This is a genomic window from Rathayibacter agropyri (genome assembly GCF_013249015.1).
In the GTDB taxonomy this organism is placed as follows: domain Bacteria; phylum Actinomycetota; class Actinomycetes; order Actinomycetales; family Microbacteriaceae; genus Rathayibacter; species Rathayibacter agropyri.
The window spans coordinates 564,373-579,465 of sequence record NZ_JABRPL010000002.1 but is presented as its reverse complement, the minus strand read 5'-3'; the positions used below and the strand labels follow the sequence as shown (position 1 = coordinate 579,465).

The window sequence follows — 15,093 nt, the reverse complement described above, 5'->3', positions numbered from 1 at the left end:
CGGCGTGTTCATAACGAAGGAAGAATTCGTTCTACGGCGCTGAAATCCGCATGTCTGCGTCGCGTCGAAGGCGTTCATCCTGAGTTGTGAACACCAGCCCGCTCAGAACAGTGGCCACGGCACCGCCGGCATGACGCCGTGCGGGCCCGGGAACCGCCCGAACGAGCCGAGCCGCTCGCAGCGCTCCGCAAACGCGGCGACCTCCTCCTCGGTCAGCAGTTCCGAGAGGGTGGCGCCGAGCGGTCCGTCGACCTGCCGCCGCAGCAACGCCAGCGCCGTCAGCTCCTCCTCGAGCAGCGGCTCGCCGATCCAGCCCCACAGCACCGTTCGCAGCTTGTGCTCGGCGTGAAACGTCAGCCCGTGGTCGACTCCGTAGCGGTGACCGTTTGGCATGGCCAGCACGTGCCCACCTTTGCGGTCGGCATTGTTCGCGACCACGTCGAAGACGGCCATCCGCCGCAGCGCCATCGAGTCCTCGTGCACGAGCGAGATCTCGCGGTCCTCCTCATCGCTGCCGTCGAAGACATGGCGCCACCCCTCAGGCACCGCGCCGACGGGCACCACGTCGACCGCACCCTGCTCCGGATCGATGTCCTGCCAGAGCTGCACCATCCCCGGCCCAAGAGGTCCGTCGCGGAGCCAGGTGGGCGGCACGACGTTCCAGCCCAGCGCTTCCGACACGAGGTACGCCGCGACCTCGCGCCCGGCGAGGACGCCGTCGGGGAAGTCCCAGAGCGGCTTCTCGCCCGACATCGGCTTGTACACGACGGACGCGCCGCCGAGCCGCGCGAGGAACGTCGCGTTGGAGGCGATGGTGATCCTCCCGGCCAGCTCCAGCTCGCCGTCGAGCCCCCCGGCGGTGCTCATACGAGGGGGCAGGCGTGCCCGTCGGAGTCCACCGGCTCACCGCAGCGCGGGCACAGCGGACGTCCGGCCCCGACGACCTCGAGCGTGCGCTTCGCGAAGGCGCGTGCCGTGCCGACGGGGATCTTGACCTGCAGCATCTCGGCGGGTTCCAGTTCCTCGATGGCGTCCTCGTCCGCCTCGGTCAGCGGATACGCCTCGATCACGATCTGAGCGGTCGACGGATCCCAGCCGAGGCTGAGCCCGCCGACTCGGAACTCCGGCTCCACCGGCTGATCGAGCGGATCGTTGTCGACGAGTTCGGGAGGAGTGCCCGCGGGCACGCTCACCGGGTTGCCCTGGGCAGTCATCAGCTGGTCGAGGATCTCGTCAACCTTCTCGGCGAGCAGGGCCGATTGCTGCTTCTCGAGCCCAACGCTGACCACGCGGGGGCCCGTCTTGGCCTGGAGGTAGAAGGAACGCGAGCCGGGAGCGCCGATGGTTCCGACGACGATGCGGTCGGGCCAGTCGAATTCATGGACTATCGGGGGCATGTTTCGAGTCTACGAGCGGTCGTGGATCGGTGGCGTGGCATGGCGATGCTTGTGTGCGTGGATCCTCAGGGCATCCGTCGCTGTCGTCCAGGCACGGTCGGCCGGGATCGGCGCTGCTCTTACGCCGGTGCTAGTCCGTACTCGTAACCCAGGTCCTGAAAGATGACGTCCATCGGCAGATAGCCCATGATGCCCGCGATTCGATCACGCCCACCCACCAGGATGATGCCGTAGAGCCTGCCGCCCATGCTCGCGACCGGTCCGCCCGAGTCTCCGTCGACGGTGTTGTAGCCGTTGTGGGTCCGGGCGGCCATCTCATCCGGCCGCCACGTGCCAAAGGGCGGCGGTATCTCCTCCTCGAGTTCGAAGGAGCAGATGACGAAGCTCACAGCGCCACTGGTGCAGAAGCGTTCGCCGAGAGCGGGAACACCAATGCCCCGAACCGGGACGGCCTCCGGAAGGGGGCCGCTGCCGAGGATGATCCTGCCGACCGCTTTTGGGGTCGGATTGGAGATGGTGCAGTGGTGGAGCTGGGATGCTCCGCTGCAGATGGGTCGGGAGATCATCGACGGGGGGATCTTTACGATCTCGACATCGTGGTTCGTCGACTTCCACGTCACCGTCCCGACGACCTGCCCACCGACTGTGATCTCGTCGCCGAGGCCGGCGCAGTGCCCGGCGAGGACGACGTAGCGGGTCGCGCGGGCGACAGGAGCGACAAGGGACATCCAGGTCCTGGACTGGAGTACGGGCCCCGCAGTGCACCAATGGGCTCCCGGAAGTCCCACGGCGGTGCCGGCAACAATCGGAATTCGGTCGCGGAGCGATTGCGCAGTCGCGGCGGGCGCCGCCTGGCCAAGAAGCGCGAGAAGTGCGAGGGCGCAGATCCCGGCAAGGAGCGCGACGGTGCGTTGCGCTGAACTGCGATGCGTCGAATGGAGAGCAATCATGGTGTCTTTCGGAAGGTGGTCGTCCGCGGCGAGGCTCGCTGAGGGGGAAGGGATAAGTCACCCTAATGTCATCACCGTGGAGGGGATATGCCGGTGGCGTGAGTATCGGCTCAGTGATGCGCAGCGGGCAGATATCGCTCGCCGCCTGCGTGATTCCTCAGGGGTATCCATTGCCCGCGCCGGACGCACCCGGCGCTTCTACTACGCCGGAGCGAGCGCATAGTCATAGCCAAGATCGCGGAAGATGATGTCCATTGGCAGATATCCGATGATGTCCCGTTCGTCGTCTTCTCCCCGAGAGATAATGATGCCGTAAAGTCTGCCGCTGACATTCGCCACAGGCCCGCCCGAGTCCCCGGGTTGGAGGGAAATGCCGTTGGTCGTGCGCGCGGCGAGTTCACCCGGAGGCAGCCCGGCGGTTGCCGTATCGGCGACTTCAAAGGCGCAGTTGACGAAGCTGACGGCGCCGCTGGTGCAGAAGCGTTCGCCGACGGCGGCAATTCCGACACCGGGGATCGGAACGGCCTGTTGGGTCCAGCCGCGGTTGAGGACGATCCTGCCGACTGCTCGCGGAGTCGTGGGCGGGATGGTGCAGTGGTGCAGTTGGGATGCTCCGCTGCAGATCGGCCGCTGCACCCTGGACGGCGGGATCATCACTATCGCGAGATCGTAGTGCGAGGAGACCCAGGTCACCGTGCCGACGACCTCACCACCGACCTTGATGGTGTTGCCCAAATCGGCGCAGTGCTCCGGGATCGCGAGATAGCGGGTCGTGCTTCCGATGGGCGAGGCTCGCGAGAACCAATTCACGGATCGGAGCACGGCCCCCGCAGTGCAGAGCCGACCGCCCTGCACTTCGAGGGCGGTGCCCGCCACGACGGGAATCTGGTCGCGGAGGGACTGCGCGGTCGCCGCAGGGACCGCCGGAGTGAGGGTGATGAGGGTCGCGAGTCCGCAGATGCCGAGGAGAAGAGCGGTTGTGCGGCGCGCGGAGGAGGTGAGTGTCATTTTGGTCCTTTTCGTGCTCGATGTGACAGGGAATCGGCACTGTCGCTATGCCGGTGCGAGTTCGTAGCTGTAGCCGAGGTCCTGAAGGATGGTCGGCATCGGCAAATAGCCCATGATTCCCGTGTACTCATTGATTCCCCAGAGGAGGATGATCCCGTAGAGCCTGCCGTTCAGGCCTGCCACGGGGCCTCCCGAGTCTCCGGCTGTGATGTTGTTGCCGGTCACGGTGCGGGCCGCCACTTCACCCGGAGCGAACCCGATAGCCGGAACATCGATGGATTCGAACGCGCAGTTGACGAAGGTGACAGCGCCGCTCGTGCAGAAACGTTCTCCGGCGGCCGGGATTCCTATTCCGGGGATGGGAGTGGCCCCCTCCGCTGAGTCGTCCAGGATGATCCTGCCGACTGCTCTCGGCGTGGCGTCGGTGATCGTGCAGTGGTGCAGTTGGGATGCTCCGCTACACATCGGCCTCTGCACCGTCGACGGGGGAATCTTCGCTATCTCAAAGTCGTAGTTCGGCGAGACCCAGCTCACCGTGCCGACGACGGCGCCGTCCACGGTGATCTCGTCGCCCAGGTTGGCGCAGTGCTTCGCGAGGACGACATAGCGCGTCGCTCGACCGATCGGTGTCGCTCGTGCAATCCAACTTCTGGACCTCAGGATGGCGCCGGCGGTACATCGGGGCATTCCTTGCACTCCGAGGGAGGTGCCGGACACGATCGGAATCTGGTCGCGAAGCGATTGGGCAGTGGCCGCAGGAGGACCCGAACAGAGTGTTGCAAGTATCGCGAAGCCGCAGATTCCGGCGCAGAGAGAGACGGTGCGGAGCGCGGAGGAGGTGACTGTCATGCGGGTCTTTCTTGGGCGTGAGAGGGAAGGAAATCGGCGCTGTTGTCACGCTGGCGCGAGGCCGTAGCTGTAGCCGAGGTCCTGAAGGATGGTCGGCATCGGGAGATAGCCCATGATGCCTCGGTATGTGCGGAGTCCCCAGCGGAGGATGATGCCGTACAGCCGGCCAGTGGTACTTGCCACGGGGCCTCCCGAGTCTCCCGAGGTGATGTTGTTGCCGTTATACGTGAGGGCGGTCGCGTCACCGGGAGCGAACCCGATGGCAGGGACAGCGACGGGCCCGAAGGCGCAGTTGACGAAGGTCACGGATCCGCTGGTGCACAAGCGTTCGCCGGTGGTCGGGATTCCGAAGCCACGGACAGGAACAGCCTCCTGGCTCAGTCCGTTGTTGAGGATGATTCTGCCGACTGCTCTCGGAGTGGCGTCGGGAACGGTGCAGTGATGCAGTTGGGATGCTCCGCTGCACACTGGCCGCTGCACGACGGACGGGGGAATATTGACGAGCTCGAGGTCGTAATTCGGCGAGACCCAACTCACGGTGCCGACGACGGTGCCGTCGACGGTGAGTTCGTCGCCCAGGTTGGCGCAGTGCTTCGCGAGGACGACATAGCGGGTCGCTCGTCGGACCGGCGTGGTTCTCGAGATCCAGCTTCTGGATCGGAGTACGGGGCCCGCTGTGCACCGGTGAGCGCCTTGCAGACCGAGGGCGGTACCGGCGACGACCGGGATCTGGTCGCGGAGTGACTGCGCAGTGGCCGCAGGAGGACTCGGGCAGAGTATCGCGAGAAGGGCGAAGCCGCAGATCCCGGCACAGAGAGCGACGGGACGACGGACTGAGTGGGTGGCCATCATGAAAACCTCTTTCTCAGAGCTCAGCGGTAGCGGGCATGCCGACTACGCGGGGGCGAGCTCGTAGAGATACCCGAGGTCTTGCATGACGACGAACATCGGTACATAGCCCATGATGTCCCTGTTGTTATCGCTCCCCCGCTTGGAAATAATTCCGTAGAGCCTGCCGTTGACGCCCGCCACGGGTCCTCCTGAATCTCCGGGCTGGAGGGTCACGCCGTTCATCGTGCGGGCGAAATCCTGACCCGATTCAGATTGGCCGGGCGGAATGTCGGTGATCTCGAATGCGCAGTTGATATCGGTCCTGGAGCCGCTGGTGCAGAAGCGTTCGCCGACGGCAGGGACCCCGAAGCCGACGATCGGAACAGCGATTCCAGGCGGGATGCTGTTAAGGATGATCCTGCCGAGTGCCCGCGGAGTGGCGGGTGGAATGGTGCAGTGGTGCAGTTGGGATGCTCCGCTGCACACTGGCCGCTGCACGACGGACGGGGGTATCGTCACTAACTCAATATCGTGAGTGGGCGACCGCCAGCTCACCCGTCCGACGACCTGGCCATCGACGGAGATGGGATCGGCGTAGTCGGCGCAGTGCTTGGCAAGGACCACATAGCGGGTCGCTCGTCCGATGGGTGTTGCGAGCGAAACCCAGCTTCTCGATTGGAGCACGACGCCCGCCGTGCACCGGTAGTAGCCGTACACCCTGAGGGCTGTGCCCGCCACGATGGGAATCTGGTCGCGAACGGATTGGGCATTCGCCGCGGGGGCCGCAGGACAGAGAGACGTCAGTAGTGCGGCGCCGCAGATGCCGGCGAGGAGTGCGCGGCGCAGTGAACGGGAGATGATCATGGATGCCTTTCTGCTCATCGCTCGTCCGTTACCAATTCTGGCAACTCTCGGTGACATACATTACGGACGGTGCATAGTGATTATCGAACTCGTCAGTGAAGAAGATGTGCCCATCGCATGAGTATTGGCACAGCGGAGAGATCGAGACGTGGTGCAGTCCGATTTCGGAACGGCCACCGAACTCTTTTGTCGGTCTCGTCTGCTCGCAGTGCTGCCGTTAGGCCGGTGCGAGTTCGTAGGTATAGCCGAGGTCCTGAAAGACGACAAACATCGGCACATATGCCAACATCTCCAGGAACCCGAACTCTAGCGTTCCTCGTGAGATGATGATACCGTAGAGCCTTCCGCCGACGCTCGCCACCGGCCCTCCGGAGTCTCCTAGGATGACATTGCGGCCGTTGAAGGTACGGGCTGCTGCTGCACCGGGATCCCATCCTCTACTAGGAACATCGACAGATCGGAAGCTGCAGTTCACTAAGCTCACCGCGCCGCTGGTGCAGAAGCGTTCGCCGACGGCCGGGACTCCGGTACCGGGGATCGCGACGTCACGTTGCGTCGATCCGTCATGGAGGATGATCCTGCCGACTGCTTTCGGAGTGGCAGCCGGAATGGTGCAGTGGTGCAATTGCGATGCTCCGGAGCAGATGGGTCGCTGCACCGTTGACGGCGGGATCGTCGCCAGTGCGAGGTCGTAATTCGACGATGCCCAGGACACAGAGCCGACGACCTCGCCGCCGACCTTAATCGGGTTCCCGAGGTCTGTGCAGTGCTTGACGAGGACGACGTATCGGGTCGCTCGTCTGAAGGGCGTTGTGAGCGAGATCCAGCTTCTGGAGCGCAGCACAGCGCCCGCCGTACAGCGACGAGTGCCCGGCACGTCGAGGGCGGTTCCGGCCATGATCGGAATCTGGCTCCGAATGGATTGGGCATTCGCGGCAGGAATGGCGGGGCCAAGCAGTCCGAAAATGGGGCTCAGTAGTGCGACAACGCAGGTCCCGGCAAACAACGCCGCTCTGCCTCGCGTGAGTAAGGCGATGCGCATGGGGCTCTTTCTGGTCGGGAGCGACGGCTTCGCGTCGCTGGAGCAACTCCTCGTCGTCGGGTCAGCACGATTCTCCCGCGAGAATGAGTCGCCGTAATGCGGTAGCAATCAGGCCGCCTGCTGGACCTATGAAGGTCGATTCAGTGACCGAGTCGTCATTCTCTCTCGCGCATCCGCCATCAGCGTCACCGCTAGGCCGGCGCGAGACCGTAGATGTAGCCCAGTTCCTGGAGGACGAGCGGGAGGGGCAGATACGCCAGGGTGCCCGTGTACTCGTTGATTGCTCCCGAGAGGATAATTCCGTAGAGCCTGCCGCCGTAGCTCACGACGGGTCCGCCGGAGTCGCCAGGAACGGGCATGAGGCCGTCGTAGGTGCCGGCCGCTACCGCGCCAACTGGCCACCACATCGGCGGAATGGGAACGGAGGCGAATCCGCAGAGGACAAAACTCACGGCGCCGCTGGTACAAAAGAACTCGCCGGCGGCCGGGACGCCAAAACCGAGAACGGGAACGGCGGCCGGAAGCGGCCCGCTATGCAGGACTATCCTGCCGACTGCTCTCGGAGTGGCGGCGGGAATGGTGCAGTGGTGCAGTTGGGATGCTCCGCTACAGACCGGTCGTTGTACCTGGGACGGCGGGATCGTCGCTATCGCGAGGTCGTAGGTGGACGATACCCAGGTCACCGAGCCGACAACCTGACCGCCGACCGTGACGGCACTCCCGATGCCCGCGCAGTGCTTGGCCAGGACGACATAGCGGGTCGCGCGTCCGACCGGAGTCGCTCTCGACATCCAGGTTTTGGCCTCGAGCACGGCTCCCGCGGTACACAAGCGGGAACCGGGCAGTTGGAGCGCGGTTCCGGCGACAACGGGAATTTGATCCCGAAGGGACTGGGCAGTCGCCGGAGGGACAGCTGGAGACAAGGTTGCCAGAGTGGTTATGCCGAAGATACCGGCGAGAATCGTCACGATGCGGCGCCGTGACCGGATGAGTAGCATGACTGCCTTTCGACTCGTTCCCCTCAGCCGGAACGGTGCTCGATGAACCGCATCCAGACGAGAGGGAACTGAATCGGCAGTTCCCGGCTTTTCGCAGGTGCTCGCCCCGGCTTCTGTCACGGAGAGTGACGAGAAAAGATGAAGCCTGTGCTCCGAGGAAAACGTGGCCGTCACGTGAGTATCGACTCAGAGGGTGGCTCGCAGCCCGATATCCACCCCGCGCGGCTCCTTGCACCGCCTCTTTCGGGGGGTGAACGGGTCGTCCTCTGCTGGTCGCGACGTCGCGTGACCTCGTCCCGCCCGGCGCCGGTGCCCGCAAGGGCGCCCACCGACTCTGCCGCTAGGCCGGTGCGAGGTCGTAGCTGTAGCCGAGGTCCTGGAAGATGAGATCAATCGGCAGATATGCCATCAAGCCTGCTTGCCGACCGTAACCTTCGAGGAGAATGATGCCGTAGATTGTGCCGATGGTACTCGCCACCGGACCTCCCGAGTCCCCGCCGACGATGCCGAACTCGCTGTAACTCCGGGCGGCCGCTGGGATTAAGTCTCGCTGGTGGGGTGGGACGTAGACGGTGTAGAAGGAGCAGTTCACGAAGCTGGCGGCGCCGGTGGTGCAAAAGCGCTCACCGTTTGCCGGGATTCCTTTACCGCGGACCGGAATGGCTCGCGGGCGTCCGCCGCCGCCAAGAATGATCCGGCCGACTGCTCTCGGGGTGGCGGGCGGAATAGTGCAGTGATGGAGCTGAGACGCTCCCACGCAGACGGGCCTCTGCACCGTCGACGGCGGGACTGTCACTATCTCGAGGTCGTATGTCGAGGACACCCAGGTGACGGTGCCGACGACAGCGCCGTCGACCTTGATGTCACTCCCCAGGGGGGCGCAGTGTCTGGCCAGTGCGACATAGCGAGTCGCGCGCCAGGCGGGTGATGCTAATGCCACCCAGCTCCGTGATTCGAGCACAACGCCCGCGGTGCACCAGCGGGCTCCTGGCACTTCAAGGGCGGTGCCGCCGACAATCGGAATCTGGTCGCGGAGCGATTGTGCCTTCGCGGCCGGTACAGCGGGACCGAGGGTGACGAGAGCGACGATGCCGCAGACGCCCGCGAGGAGTGCCACGATGCGGCGCAGTGAGCGGGAGATATTCATGAACGTATCTTTCTCATCATCGGTCGTTACTCATTATCGGTCGTGAGCTCTCGGGTACTCGAGGAGGCGGCTGTGACGCTCAAGGCTTCGCGCGGCTTCGCCTGGGAATGGCCGCGTCAGCGGCCCACACGCGCGGCGCCTTTGCGGACCGCCGACTCCATCACTATGCCGCCGCGATCTCGTAAGCGTAGCCAAGGTCTTCGAAGAGTCGCTGTATCGGCAGGTAGTTCATCAGACCGTCGTTCAGGTCAAGCCCTTTAGCCATGATGATGCCGTAGAGCGTGCCGTTTTTACTGACGACCGGACCTCCCGAATCTCCCGGAACGAGGCCGCGTCTGCTTCCACCGCGGGCGGTGGCTTGGCCGACTACCCCCCGCCTGGGTGGATAGTCGATTCGGTGGAAGCTGCAGTCCGTGAAGCTGAAGGCGCCGCTGGTGCAGAACTGTTCGTTCCCTGTCGGAAGTCCGATGCGGGTCACGGGGATAGCTTGTGGGCCCCCGCCGAGGTCGAGGATGGTCCGGCCGACTGCTTTCGGGGTCGCGGGGGGAATGGTGCAGTGGTGCAGCTGAGAGGCGCCGCTGCAGAGAGGTCGTTGCACCGTTGACGGGGGTATTGTCGCGATCTCGACGTCGTAGGTCGTTGATGTCCATGTCACTGTGCCGACCGCCGCATTGCCGACTCTGATCTCCTCTCCCAGGGCGGCGCAGTGCTTGGCCAGGACGACGTAGCGGGTAGCGCGCGCGATCGGTGCGACGAGCGATATCCAACTGCGCGATTCAAGCACTGCGCCCGCGGTGCACAATCGTGCTCCCGGCAGTCTTAGGGCGGTGCCGCCGACAATCGGAATCTGGTCGCGGAGGGATTGTGCCTTCGCGGCCGGTACAGCGGGGCCGAGGCTGACGAGAGCGACGATGCCGCAGACGCCCGCCAGGAGTGCCACGATGCGACGCAGCGAACGGAGGGACTGCATGGGACGCCTTTCTTGTGAGTGCGCATCAGTCGTCGCATGGATGAGAGGATCCCTAAGCGGGTGCGAGTTGGTACTCGTACCCGAGGTCTCGGAAGATGGTCTCTATCGGCAGGTAGCCCATCATGTCTCGATACCCGGGAAACCCGCCCATGGCGATTATTCCGTACAGAGTCCCGCCGACGCTCATGACGGGCCCTCCCGAGTCTCCCATAATGACGTTCCGACCGTTAGTGGTTCGTGCGGCCAGTTCACCGGTGCTCCATCCTTCTGGGGGGACTCCGGCGGGTACGAAGCCGCAGTTAACGAAGCTGACCGAACCGCTGGTGCAGAAGTGCTCGTCGGGGGAGGGGCTTCCGATGCCCGAGATCGGTACTGCCTCAGGCTCGGAGAAGTTAGTGATGATGATTTTGCCGACTGCCCGCGGGGTGGCAGCGGGAATGGTGCAATGGTGCAGTTGCGATGCTCCGGCGCAGATCGGACGCTGCACCGTTGATGGAGGAATGGTGGCGAGTGCGACGTCGTAGGTCGGCGACGCCCAAGTTACAGTGCCGACGACCTCGCGAATGACTCTGATCTGCCGTCCGACGACAGCGCAGTGCTTGGCTAGCACGGCGTAGCGGGTCGCTTGTCGAAATGGCGTTGCGAGCGACGACCAGGTCCTGGACTTGAGGACAGCGCCCACTGTGCACTGGCGAGCGCCGGGTAGCCCTAGTGCCGTACCCGCCACGATCGGGATCTGGTGACGAAGGCTTTGGGCGTGTGTCGGAGGAGCGGCCGAACCAAGGGTCGCGAGAGTCGCGCAGCCACAGACCGCGACGACAAGCGCTAGTACTCGGCGCACTGAACGGGTGAGCGTCATGATCGCCTCTCTGGTGCGTTCGCCAATCGTGCGCCACAGCTTTCGTCTGTAGCTTTTTCTCTGCGAGTTGCCCTCGGTGACTATATGGCCTTCGAGAGGAGGGAAGCATGTTTATGCCATGAGGATCGCCTCAGCACAGAAACCGATGTCGACCCTTTCCGCTTGTGTGCGGAAATTGCGACAAGAATGCGCGGAAGGGGGCTCGACGCTGGAGCTACGCCGGTGCGAGGCCGTAGGCGTACCCGAGATCCTGCAGGATGACGTCCATGGGCAGGTAGCCCATGAGGCCCACGTTTCGATTGTCCCCTGCAACGACAAAGATGCCGTAGAGCCTGCCGTCCATGCTTACCACCGGAGCGCCGGAGTCTCCGAACTCCATGCTCCGAACGCTATAGTTACGGGCCGCCACTTCTCCGGCCCTCCAGGGGGGTGAGGGGAGAATCGACGTGAGTTGGAAGGAGCAATTGACGAGGCTCACGGCGCCGCTGGTGCACAAGCGTTCGCCGTAGGCGGGCACTCCGAAGGCAGAGTGCGAGAAGAATGTGCGGAAAGGGCGATGGGAAGAAGCGACGCAGCCGCCCTTATCCCCACGTGAACCACGTTCCCCCTACTCGTGTCGGCGTCACCCGTTCACTCGTGCCCGGCGCCACCGCCGACAGGAGCATCCGCCACCGGCGCCGCCGCACGCAGCCATCCCAGGTCGCCCGCCTCCGTGTTCATCGCCACGACCTCGGGCCGCCCCGAGCCGTAGCGGATGATCGACACGGACGCAGGCCCGACGCTCAATCGCTGGAACAGGTCGAGATGCATCCCGAGCGCGTCGGCGAGGATTGCCTTGATCGTGTCCCCGTGGCTGACCGCCGCCCACACCGCGCCGGCCCCGTGCTCCTCGGCCACCGCCGCGTCGTGCCCTCGAATCGAGCCGACCGCCCGCGCCTGCATCGCCAGCAATCCCTCACCGTCCGGGAAAACAGCCGCCGACGGCTGGTTTTGCACGGTCGCCCACAGCGGCTCCTTCGCGAGATCCCGGAGTGAGCGGCCCTGCCACTGCCCGTAATCGCACTCGGTAATGCCCTTGTCGATCACGGTCGCGGGCGATCCGCTCTGCCGCTCGAGCACGAATCGCGAGGTCTGTCGGCACCGCTCAAGAGGGCTCGATACCACTGTGGCGAGTTGGACAGCCGCCAGTCGGTCTCCTGTGCGCGCGGCCTGCGCGCGGCCCACCTCGTCGAGTCGCACTCCAGCGGTACGCCCGGCAAGTATCCCGGCGGTATTAGCGGTGGTACGCCCGTGCCGGACGAGCAAAAGCGTGGGCATTGTCCCAGCGTAGGCGCGCCGTCCGCCTCCGTGCCGTCGCCGAGATTCGGTGCCGTCGCTGAGACGTCCGAGATGGTCGTCCCTCTCGGCGTGTCGAGTGCAGGCTCGGGCAACTCAGTTCGGGGGCGTGGGGCAGGAGAGTCCGTCGTGCGGCGGATGTGCGCGGGGGGTGGAGCGTCTATTTTGACGTGGCGGCTGCGCACCGCGGCCCTGAAGGGACATATATGGACGCGACGACACCGGCCGACGCCCACCCGGCGTGGGCAGCTCCGGAGGCGACCGGCCGCCACGGCGAGATCGCCCTGCGTCTCCGCGGGTTGCGCAAGCGTTTCGGCGACAAGGAGGCCGTCAAGGACATCGACCTCGACGTCCCCGCCGGCTCCTTTTTCGGACTCGTCGGCCCCAACGGAGCAGGCAAGACCACGACCCTCTCGATGGCCACGGCCCTCCTCCGCCCCGACAGCGGCGTCGTCACCATCCACGACGTCGACGTCTGGAAGGACACCCTCGCGGCCAAGAGGCTGATCGGCGTTCTCGCCGACGGCGTGAAGCTGTTCGACCGTCTCACCGGGCTCCAGCTCGTCACCTACTACGGCCTGCTCTGCGGGCTGGAGCGGCCGACCGTGATCGAGCGGACGAACGACCTACTCGCGCTGCTCGGCCTCGACCCGGCCGACCGCACCCTGGTCGTGGACTACTCCGCGGGCATGACCAAGAAGATCGCTCTCGCCTGCGCCCTCGTGCGCGCCCCGCGCCTCCTCGTGCTGGACGAGCCGTTCGAGTCCGTCGATCCCGTGTCGGCCGCGAACATCCGCGACATTTTGACCGGCTTCGTCGCGTCGGGCGGCACCGTGATCGTCTCCTCCCACTCGATGGACCTGGTCGAGCGGATGTGCGACCGCGTCGCCGTCATCGCCGACGGCCGCGTCCTCACCTCGGGCACCCTCGAGGAGGTCCGCTCCGGCTCCAGCCTCGAGGAGCGCTTCGTCGAGCTGGTCGGCGGCCGCACCCACCAGGAGGGACCGGCATGGTTGCGCATCTCCTGAGGCTGCGGCTGCTCCTCCTGCGCAACTCGCTGACGCGCAACGTCTGGCAGCTCATCGGCGTCATCGTCGGCGGCCTCTACGCGATCGGCGTGCTCGCCCTGGTGTTCACGGGGCTGGTCGCGCTCGGCGGGACGGACCCGGCGTTCGCGAACGTTGCGGTGATCCTCGGCGGATCCGTGCTGATTCTGGGCTGGGTGCTCGGGCCGATCTTCGTGTCGGGCTCCGACCAGAGCCTCGACCTGCCCACTCTCGCGACCTTCCCGATCCCGCTGCGCACCCTCATGATCGGACTCGCCGCGGCCGGACTCGCGGGCATCCCCGGACTCGTGACCATGCTCGGCGCGCTCGCGTCGGCGGCCGCCTGGTGGAGCAACCCTGTCGGCATCCTCCCCGCCGTCGTCTCGGCGGTGATCGGGGTCGCGATCTGCGTGGTCGCCTCCCGCCTGATCGGCGCGCTGACGACGGGGCTGGGCTCGAGCCGCCGCTACCGCGAAGTCATCGGCGGAGTCGTGCTCGTCGTCGTCATCCTCCTCGGCCCCCTGTTCGTCGGGCTCACGAACGTGATCCGCGGCGGCCTCGACGTGCTCCCCGTCATCGCGACCGCCCTCGGCTGGTCGCCGCTCGGCGCGATCTGGGCCGTACCGGGCTCCGTCGTTGCGGGTGACGGGGTCGCGGCGATCGCGCGCCTGCTGATCGGACTCGCGACCCTCGCCGTACTCGTGTGGGCGTGGGCGCGAGCGCTGCGCCATGCACTCGCCGAGCCCGCCGCAACGGGCGCGCACTCCGCCTCCGGATCCGCGGGCCTTGGCCTGTTTGCCCGCTTCCCCGGCACTCCCACAGGTGCGGTCGCCGCCCGCGCACTCGGCTACTGGTGGCGGGACCCCCGGTACAGCCGCGGCCTGCTGGTCGTGCCCGCAGTCGTCGTTCTCGCGTTCTTCTACTCCGCGATCGGCGGCGGGGGGAGCACGCTGGTCATCCTGTCGAGCCTGCTCATCGGGCTGATCTTCGGCGTGACCCTGTGCGCCGACGTGTCCTACGACGGCACCGCATGGGCGGCGCACGTCAGTTCAGGAGTGACGGGGTCGGCCGATCGCGCCGGTCGCGTCATCGCCGCCGCCCTGATCGGCATCCCGGCGGTGCTCGTCGTGACCGTCGGCACCTGCCTGTACGCGGGGCGACCGGACGCCGTGCCCGGCGTGCTCGGGATGTCGCTCGCGCTCGTGCTGAGTGGGTTCGGCGTCTCGAGCGTCGCGTCCTCGCTGGTCGTGTATCCCGTGCCGGCGCCGGGGGACAGTCCGCTGAAGACGCCGCCCGGGTCGGGGATGATCTCGAGTGTCGTGATGCTCGGCAGCATGGCCGCGACCGGCCTGCTCGCGGTGCCGTCGATCGTGCTGGGCGCGATCTCGCTGATCCGCGGCGACGTGGTGCCGGGCCTGATGTCGCTAGCGGTGGCAGTGGTGCTGGGCTCGGCGCTCGCCGTCGTCGGGATCCGCGTCGGCGGGCGAATCGTGGACCGCCGCGCCCCCGAGCTGTTCGCCGCCCTCGTGACGGTGGGCTGAGCGCGGGCGCGCCGCTCCGCCGCGCCGCCGCTCCGCCCGGCGCCTGCCGCCTGCCCACTCTCCAAAAGTTGTCGCACTCGACGCCGAGTGCGACAACTTTTGGCTTCTCGCACTTCCGCCGGCTCTCGCGCGCGGCCCCGGCCCGGTCGCGCGGTCGTGCGACTGTCCAAAAGTTGTCGCACTCGACCCCCGAGTGCGACAACTTTTGGCTTTTCGCGTGCGCGGCTAGCGCGTTGGGGCGGGTCGAGCCGCTCCG

General features: G+C 65.9%; 16 protein-coding genes. 2 read left to right on the top strand and 14 right to left on the bottom strand.

Features of this window, described 5'->3' with window-relative positions; genetic code table 11:
- Nucleotides 1–102: 102 nt before the first annotated feature.
- The 14 genes from HRF29_RS08375 to HRF29_RS08310 all read right to left on the bottom strand — a co-directional run bounded on the left by HRF29_RS08375 (nucleotide 103) and on the right by HRF29_RS08310 (nucleotide 12,232).
- A complete protein-coding gene (locus HRF29_RS08375; protein ID WP_173247439.1) occupies nucleotides 103–867 on the bottom strand; it encodes an SCO1664 family protein in 765 nt (254 codons plus the stop codon).
- Nucleotides 864–1,397, bottom strand: coding sequence for a DUF3090 domain-containing protein (locus tag HRF29_RS08370; protein WP_173247436.1), 534 nt, complete (start codon nucleotides 1,395–1,397; stop codon nucleotides 864–866). The genes HRF29_RS08375 and HRF29_RS08370 overlap by 4 nt, the downstream gene beginning before the upstream one ends.
- A 119-nt stretch (nucleotides 1,398–1,516) precedes the next feature.
- The gene (locus HRF29_RS08365; RefSeq protein ID WP_173247432.1) at nucleotides 1,517–2,125 is read right to left on the bottom strand and encodes a trypsin-like serine protease; all 609 of its coding nucleotides are present in this window, start codon (nucleotides 2,123–2,125) and stop codon (nucleotides 1,517–1,519) included.
- A gap of 423 nt (nucleotides 2,126–2,548) precedes the next feature.
- Nucleotides 2,549–3,355, bottom strand: a complete 807-nt coding sequence (locus HRF29_RS08360) for a chymotrypsin family serine protease (protein WP_173247429.1) — start codon at nucleotides 3,353–3,355, stop codon at nucleotides 2,549–2,551.
- A gap of 45 nt (nucleotides 3,356–3,400) precedes the next feature.
- Complete coding sequence (locus tag HRF29_RS08355; protein WP_173247426.1) at nucleotides 3,401–4,042, bottom strand: chymotrypsin family serine protease; 642 nt, start codon at nucleotides 4,040–4,042, stop codon at nucleotides 3,401–3,403.
- A gap of 207 nt (nucleotides 4,043–4,249) precedes the next feature.
- Entirely contained in the window at nucleotides 4,250–5,053 is an 804-nt protein-coding gene (locus HRF29_RS08350) for a chymotrypsin family serine protease (RefSeq protein ID WP_173247423.1), read from the bottom strand.
- 45 nt (nucleotides 5,054–5,098) lie between these two features.
- On the bottom strand, nucleotides 5,099–5,899 hold the full coding sequence (locus HRF29_RS08345; protein ID WP_173247419.1) for a chymotrypsin family serine protease: 801 nt from the start codon (nucleotides 5,897–5,899) through the stop codon (nucleotides 5,099–5,101).
- A gap of 217 nt (nucleotides 5,900–6,116) precedes the next feature.
- Entirely contained in the window at nucleotides 6,117–6,941 is an 825-nt protein-coding gene (locus tag HRF29_RS08340; RefSeq protein WP_222929619.1) for a S1 family peptidase, read from the bottom strand.
- A gap of 191 nt (nucleotides 6,942–7,132) precedes the next feature.
- Complete coding sequence (locus tag HRF29_RS08335; RefSeq protein WP_173247413.1) at nucleotides 7,133–7,732, bottom strand: chymotrypsin family serine protease; 600 nt, start codon at nucleotides 7,730–7,732, stop codon at nucleotides 7,133–7,135.
- A gap of 547 nt (nucleotides 7,733–8,279) precedes the next feature.
- Nucleotides 8,280–9,086, bottom strand: a complete 807-nt coding sequence (locus HRF29_RS08330) for a chymotrypsin family serine protease (RefSeq protein WP_173247410.1) — start codon at nucleotides 9,084–9,086, stop codon at nucleotides 8,280–8,282.
- A gap of 163 nt (nucleotides 9,087–9,249) precedes the next feature.
- Nucleotides 9,250–10,056, bottom strand: a complete 807-nt coding sequence (locus HRF29_RS08325; protein WP_173247408.1) for a chymotrypsin family serine protease — start codon at nucleotides 10,054–10,056, stop codon at nucleotides 9,250–9,252.
- 52 nt (nucleotides 10,057–10,108) lie between these two features.
- Nucleotides 10,109–10,915, bottom strand: a complete 807-nt coding sequence (locus HRF29_RS08320; protein WP_173247405.1) for a trypsin-like serine protease — start codon at nucleotides 10,913–10,915, stop codon at nucleotides 10,109–10,111.
- Between the two features lie 214 nt (nucleotides 10,916–11,129).
- Nucleotides 11,130–11,294, bottom strand: a complete 165-nt coding sequence (locus HRF29_RS08315; RefSeq protein WP_173247402.1) for a hypothetical protein — start codon at nucleotides 11,292–11,294, stop codon at nucleotides 11,130–11,132.
- A 251-nt stretch (nucleotides 11,295–11,545) separates the two neighbouring features.
- Complete coding sequence (locus tag HRF29_RS08310) at nucleotides 11,546–12,232, bottom strand: MSMEG_4193 family putative phosphomutase (RefSeq protein WP_173247399.1); 687 nt, start codon at nucleotides 12,230–12,232, stop codon at nucleotides 11,546–11,548.
- 224 nt (nucleotides 12,233–12,456) lie between these two features.
- Here HRF29_RS08310 and HRF29_RS08305 point away from each other — a divergent pair, with 224 nt between their 5' ends.
- Both HRF29_RS08305 and HRF29_RS08300 read left to right on the top strand, forming a co-directional pair.
- Entirely contained in the window at nucleotides 12,457–13,278 is an 822-nt protein-coding gene (locus tag HRF29_RS08305; protein WP_173247396.1) for an ABC transporter ATP-binding protein, read from the top strand.
- The gene (locus HRF29_RS08300) at nucleotides 13,260–14,837 is read left to right on the top strand and encodes a transporter (protein WP_173247393.1); all 1,578 of its coding nucleotides are present in this window, start codon (nucleotides 13,260–13,262) and stop codon (nucleotides 14,835–14,837) included. The genes HRF29_RS08305 and HRF29_RS08300 overlap by 19 nt, the downstream gene beginning before the upstream one ends.
- Nucleotides 14,838–15,093: the final 256 nt, after the last annotated feature.

Excerpts from the sequence above, each read along its gene's own strand:
- HRF29_RS08355 (WP_173247426.1), bottom strand. The coding sequence starts at position 4,042 with ATGCCCCGATGTACCGCCGGCGCCATCCTGAGGTCCAGAAGTTGGATT.
- HRF29_RS08320 (WP_173247405.1), bottom strand. The coding sequence starts at position 10,915 with ATGACGCTCACCCGTTCAGTGCGCCGAGTACTAGCGCTTGTCGTCGCG.
- HRF29_RS08345 (WP_173247419.1), bottom strand. The coding sequence starts at position 5,899 with ATGATCATCTCCCGTTCACTGCGCCGCGCACTCCTCGCCGGCATCTGC.
- HRF29_RS08310 (WP_173247399.1), bottom strand. The coding sequence starts at position 12,232 with ATGCCCACGCTTTTGCTCGTCCGGCACGGGCGTACCACCGCTAATACC.
- HRF29_RS08315 (WP_173247402.1), bottom strand. The coding sequence starts at position 11,294 with ATGGAGTTCGGAGACTCCGGCGCTCCGGTGGTAAGCATGGACGGCAGG.
- HRF29_RS08340 (WP_222929619.1), bottom strand. The coding sequence starts at position 6,941 with ATGCGCATCGCCTTACTCACGCGAGGCAGAGCGGCGTTGTTTGCCGGG.
- HRF29_RS08360 (WP_173247429.1), bottom strand. The coding sequence starts at position 3,355 with ATGACACTCACCTCCTCCGCGCGCCGCACAACCGCTCTTCTCCTCGGC.
- HRF29_RS08300 (WP_173247393.1), top strand. The coding sequence starts at position 13,260 with ATGGTTGCGCATCTCCTGAGGCTGCGGCTGCTCCTCCTGCGCAACTCG.
- HRF29_RS08365 (WP_173247432.1), bottom strand. The coding sequence starts at position 2,125 with ATGTCCCTTGTCGCTCCTGTCGCCCGCGCGACCCGCTACGTCGTCCTC.
- HRF29_RS08325 (WP_173247408.1), bottom strand. The coding sequence starts at position 10,056 with ATGCAGTCCCTCCGTTCGCTGCGTCGCATCGTGGCACTCCTGGCGGGC.
- HRF29_RS08350 (WP_173247423.1), bottom strand. The coding sequence starts at position 5,053 with ATGGCCACCCACTCAGTCCGTCGTCCCGTCGCTCTCTGTGCCGGGATC.
- HRF29_RS08305 (WP_173247396.1), top strand. The coding sequence starts at position 12,457 with ATGGACGCGACGACACCGGCCGACGCCCACCCGGCGTGGGCAGCTCCG.
- HRF29_RS08335 (WP_173247413.1), bottom strand. The coding sequence starts at position 7,732 with ATGTCGAGAGCGACTCCGGTCGGACGCGCGACCCGCTATGTCGTCCTG.
- HRF29_RS08330 (WP_173247410.1), bottom strand. The coding sequence starts at position 9,086 with ATGAATATCTCCCGCTCACTGCGCCGCATCGTGGCACTCCTCGCGGGC.
- HRF29_RS08375 (WP_173247439.1), bottom strand. The coding sequence starts at position 867 with ATGAGCACCGCCGGGGGGCTCGACGGCGAGCTGGAGCTGGCCGGGAGG.
- HRF29_RS08370 (WP_173247436.1), bottom strand. The coding sequence starts at position 1,397 with ATGCCCCCGATAGTCCATGAATTCGACTGGCCCGACCGCATCGTCGTC.